Source organism: Microcystis sp. M49636_WE2, assembly GCF_030065375.1.
GTDB lineage: Bacteria > Cyanobacteriota > Cyanobacteriia > Cyanobacteriales > Microcystaceae > Microcystis > Microcystis aeruginosa_C.
On record NZ_JASJFG010000523.1, the window covers coordinates 1 to 2,293 of the forward strand.

General features: G+C 37.0%; 3 protein-coding genes. All 3 read right to left on the bottom strand.

Translation table 11 applies throughout. The annotated features are described in order from the left end of the window. Positions 1-606 (bottom strand): ABC transporter ATP-binding protein (locus tag PX484_RS12205; RefSeq protein WP_288104026.1); only part of this gene is annotated, 606 nt, incomplete at its 3' end. Positions 607-735: 129 nt separating this feature from the next. Then, positions 736-960 carry a ferredoxin family protein gene (locus PX484_RS12210; RefSeq protein WP_016516721.1) on the bottom strand — a complete coding sequence of 75 codons (225 nt, stop codon included), beginning with the start codon at positions 958-960 and terminating at the stop codon, positions 736-738. A gap of 96 nt (positions 961-1,056) precedes the next feature. Beyond that, on the bottom strand, positions 1,057-2,293 hold a 1,237-nt coding region (locus tag PX484_RS12215; RefSeq protein ID WP_288104029.1), incomplete at its 5' end, for a glycosyltransferase family protein.

Sequence of the window (2,293 nt, forward strand, 5' to 3'; positions counted from 1 at the left end):
CATCATTAGGGCTTTTTTGGCATTCTGTTCCACTAAAATAATTGCAGTTCCCGTCTGATTAATCGCTTTTATCTGTTCAAAAACGCTGGTTACTAAGATAGGAGATAAAGCTGCCGAAGGTTCATCGAGAATTAATAAATCCGGTTGCAACATCAGCGCTCGTCCCATGGCTAACATCTGTCTTTCTCCTCCAGATAAAGTGCCAGCTTTCTGACGACGGCGCTCGAGCAAACGGGGAAACATGGCATAAATGCGCTCTTTTAAAGATTTTATATTTCCTTTGCTCGTAAAAGCTCCCATTTCCAGATTTTCCTCAATGCTCAGGGATGGAAAAACATTAGCGATTTGGGGAACATAACCCATTCCGAGGGTAACGATTTGATTGGATTTCCAACCGGCGATATTTTTTCCCTTAAAAGTGATAGTTCCAGCACTGGGTTTTAATAAACCAAAAATTGCCTTAGCAAGGGTAGATTTTCCCGCACCATTGGGACCGATAACCGTGACTAATTCCCCCGGTGCAATGCGAAAGTTAACCCCTTGCAATATGTATAAATCCTGCACATAACCAGCATAAACTTGTTCAACTTCTAAAAGGTAATCCATGGTAAGGTAAAAAGGAGATAGCAGACAGTAATATGAATTATGAATTATGAATTGGGAAGTGGGAAGCATTTTCAGTAAACAGTAAACTGAAAACTTACATCTAATAACTGATAACTGATAACTGATAAATTAGGGAGTTTTTTGTAAATCGGGACGTTCTTCTGGCAGAATTGCACCTTCGACGGGACATACTTGTAAACAGATACCACAGTCGATACAAGTGGCAAAATCAATCCAATACCAATCGGTTCCTTTAACATTTTTACCCGGTCCTGGATGGATACAAGCAACAGGACAAGCGGAAACGCAATCAGCAACCCCTTCACAAATTCCAGTGACGATCGAATGTGGCACAGTGTTTTCTCCTCTAATTCTTAACATTAGTTTACCACTTTTAGGCGCTGCCGTGTCGGGATTGTAATCGTTGTTAGGAAACTTCCCCTTAATTCCCTAAAATCTTGGGAGTTTTTTCTTGATCTTAGCAAGAAGTAATATAGGAGTTTTGCCGATGGTTTTTACTATTCCCTTACGGGAGGACAAATAGTTAATTTCTTCCTGTAATTTCTGATTATCTTTCTGAAGATTATTATGATTATTTTCTAATTTTCTTAGTGATATTTCCATCCCTTGCATAGTATGATAATCTTGCTGTTGTTTCAGATACATTGTCTGTTGCGTTTCCTGTAATTTTCTTAACTCTAACCAGACTTGATCCTGACTTGATTCGTTCCGTTCACTGAGCGCATACCAGAGAAAATTAATGATTTCTTTCGCTAGTTTTTGATTAATTTCAGCAATCTCGATAATATCAATTTTTTCGAGGGTAATTTTCGGATATAACCTTCTTAAATCTTGGGCAATATCAGAGGAAGAAGTGATGATTCTAGAAGCGGATAAAATTGCATAGTGTTTTTCTAAATTTACTGGTAAATTACCGGTTTCTTCTGGGAATTTAGAAGTAAGAAAAAGTAGAGAAGAAGTGGTTAAGGGACTGGTATAAAAAGTGGAAATAAATAAATTAGCCTGTAGGCGATCGCAAATAGTTTGGATTTTTCTGGCATCCTTTCCCGTAAAATTATAATCGTAGGATTCCGCAGGCCAATATTTAAATTCTTCCCATCGTGGTGCGGTGTTATTTCTATCTAAAATAACAATGTGTTGACTCAATTCTAATTGACTCCAATGCTCTAGAATTGAAGACCAAACCCTGGCTAATTTTCCTTGATCAATTTGAAAAATTACGCCATCAATAACAATAATTGGAGTTTTATTCTGGGAGATAGCTTGAATTGTTTGTAATTTTTCTCGCTCATCCTTATTTAAAATTTTCCCTAAATCTTCCATCTTAACTGGATTGGGTTTAATTTCTATATCCTTAATTTCTGGGTGAGGAATTTCATAGATTTTACATACTTGATAATGTTCCTCTAATGCTTGACCATTGCTGCCATGTTCTAAACCTTGCAGATTTAAATAATATAAACCTAAAATCTCAGGAATTAAAGCCATTTTTTCCCCTTGAATGCCGATTCTTAACCAAAATTCGTAATCACCAGCACAGCGAAAATTTTCCTGAAAATAACCATATTTATCGTGCAGCATTTTTCGCCACATTGGTTGAGAACCCACACAACAACCTTGACGCATCTGTTGATAGGAGTAATTTGGCCAATTCCAATGTTTTAAA